This is a genomic window from Candidatus Eisenbacteria bacterium, assembly GCA_035712145.1.
Lineage (GTDB): Bacteria > Eisenbacteria > RBG-16-71-46 > RBG-16-71-46 > RBG-16-71-46 > DASTBI01.
This window is the reverse complement of the sequence record DASTBI010000072.1, coordinates 1-2,112: the sequence shown is the minus strand read 5'-3', so window position 1 is coordinate 2,112 and position 2,112 is coordinate 1. Positions and strand designations below refer to the sequence as shown.

Below are 2,112 nucleotides of genomic sequence, written 5' to 3'. Positions count from 1 at the left end.
CCACAGACTCATCATCTGGTTATGTGGTTGTTAAGGTTCAAACGAAAAGCGGTTCCGGGATCTTCTTGGCGGATGGTCTGGAGCCGCTTTTTCTATTGGTTGTCGCCGATCTTGTCGAGCCGAAGGGTAAGATTTCTACGCTGCGCATAGGCCAGCAGTTCATCTTTCGGAATCCGATGCGGACTTCGCTGTCTGAGCTGTTGGCTGCGCAGTTCCCCAGCCTTGATGAGTAGCAGGACCGTATCCGGGCTGGTCTCCAAGGCGGCGGCAACCTGATTGGTGGTCAACATGTCCATGCGCCTCCTTCGGGTTGCTCGTCTTGTTAGGATAAATCGTACTGTACACCCATTCTGCTGCTCTGTCAAGAGGCAATTTTCAGATCGCTAACGCGATGCAACAAATTGATGAGCAGGAATTCCAAATTTGCGATCAAGAGGAGTCAGGGGCGGGTTGCAGTTCAAGCTGAGTGAGCATAAAGTCAAGCAGAAGATCCCAACTTTGGAAAAAGAGATAACGGGTGAGGGTGCGTAAGTCATCAAAGAAGGTGCGGCGAGAGCCGAGTTCGTGGCGCAAGCGTTGATACTTGACGGAGGTCAAGGTCAAGACGGTGTGGAGGAGAAAGGCAAGCAGATTGAGCATGACCAGGATGGCCGAGAGATAGTGTTGACCGTGACCAAAATTGTGTTCGAGGTGATAGCCGTAGTTTTTGAGGACATTGTTGTTCTCATTTTCGATTTTCCAGCGCGTGCGGCCTGAGATGAGGGCGGGCTGGACAGTCTGGTCAGTGAGGGTGTGATTGGTGATGAAGCTATTGTGATAAAGGAGTTCACCGGTCTGCTCGTGCATGATCCGCACCTCACACCAGTTGACGAAGAGGGCATCCTCGCCGCTACGCAGCGGCAGTTGATTGACATAACGACACTGCCAAACTTCGGTGAAGCGACCATTCCACTGGCGCCCCTGATGGTGGGCGACGCCGTTGATTTTGTCTAATAACGCAATCTCGGCATAAAGCGTTGGATGGGAATCAGGTTTACAAGTCAGAATGAAATTGAACTGATGGTGCAAGAGCAGGCTACAGAAGGGTTGGCGACTGTGCAAGTCATCGGTCAAGAGGGTGACGCTCCAGGGCGCAAAGCGTGCTGCATTGCGCGCCAGCCAGCGCTTGACCGCCTGCTGCTCACAATCTTGTTTCTCGCTCCCATCTTGCGGCACGATAAACTCAGGTTCCAACGGAATGACGGCACTTTGGCCGGGTGCGACCAAGACCGGTGTCACCGCTGCATGCGAATAGCGCACTTGTTCCCCATGCTGATGCACGGTGCAGTTTTCACAGTGAAGCTTCTGCGATGAAAAGTAGTAGGTGCCGTCCAGGGCGATTAGCTGGGTTTTGCCATAGCCAACGTGCTGCCGCAAATGCCCTTCAGCTTGCAAGGCCTCGAAGATCGCCCAATACGGCGCACGCAGATGCTCGGGCGCTATGGGGTCTAGCAAATTCCGAATCTGTGGATCACTCGGCACCTGCTCGACCCCAAAGAGACTGGCCGCATTGTTTCGTCCTTGTTTGCGCTGCATGTCGCGTTGATGGGCCAGGAACGAGGGGGACTGCATGAAAAACACGCTGAACGCACCAATCGCCCCATCTTGGATCCGATAGCTTACGTTCTGACCCTGACGATAATCTGGCAAACTGGCAAATGTACTGCGCACTTGCTTCACCATCCAGTCAAAGGTTACTGCCATCGGGCTGCCTCCTTGTCCGCATCGAGGCTTTATTCTCTCGACTTCGTAGCCCAAAAGTCAAATTTGGAATTCCTGCTATGCCGCACTGCTTCTGGACGAAGGGCGCAAAGCATGGGATAATGAACGGATGCACAAGAAACAATTTGCTGCCCCGCCAGCGCGCGTGGCGCTATTTGTCACCTGTATGGTCGATATGCTCTATCCCGAAGTGGGCATGGCGACGGTCGATCTATTGGAGCGCCAAGGCGTCGAAGTCTACTTTCCCCCCGAGCAGACCTGTTGCGGCCAGCCGGCCTTCAACGCCGGTTTTCGCGACGAAGCGCGCATCCTGGCCCGACGCTTTCTCGACATCTTCGAACCACTGGTGCG

The 2,112-nt window shown here is 54.1% G+C and carries 3 protein-coding genes; 2 read left to right on the top strand and 1 reads right to left on the bottom strand.

The window, feature by feature from the left end:
* On the top strand, window positions 1–233 hold a 233-nt coding region (locus VFQ05_04210), incomplete at its 5' end, for a hypothetical protein (protein ID HET9325954.1).
* Between the two features lie 196 nt (window positions 234–429).
* Here the strand turns inward: VFQ05_04210 and VFQ05_04205 are convergent.
* Window positions 430–1,743, bottom strand: a complete 1,314-nt coding sequence (locus VFQ05_04205) for an ISNCY family transposase (GenBank protein HET9325953.1) — start codon at window positions 1,741–1,743, stop codon at window positions 430–432.
* Window positions 1,744–1,870: 127 nt separating this feature from the next.
* Between VFQ05_04205 and VFQ05_04200 the strand changes: the two genes are divergently transcribed.
* Window positions 1,871–2,112 (top strand): (Fe-S)-binding protein (locus VFQ05_04200; protein HET9325952.1); only part of this gene is annotated, 242 nt, incomplete at its 3' end.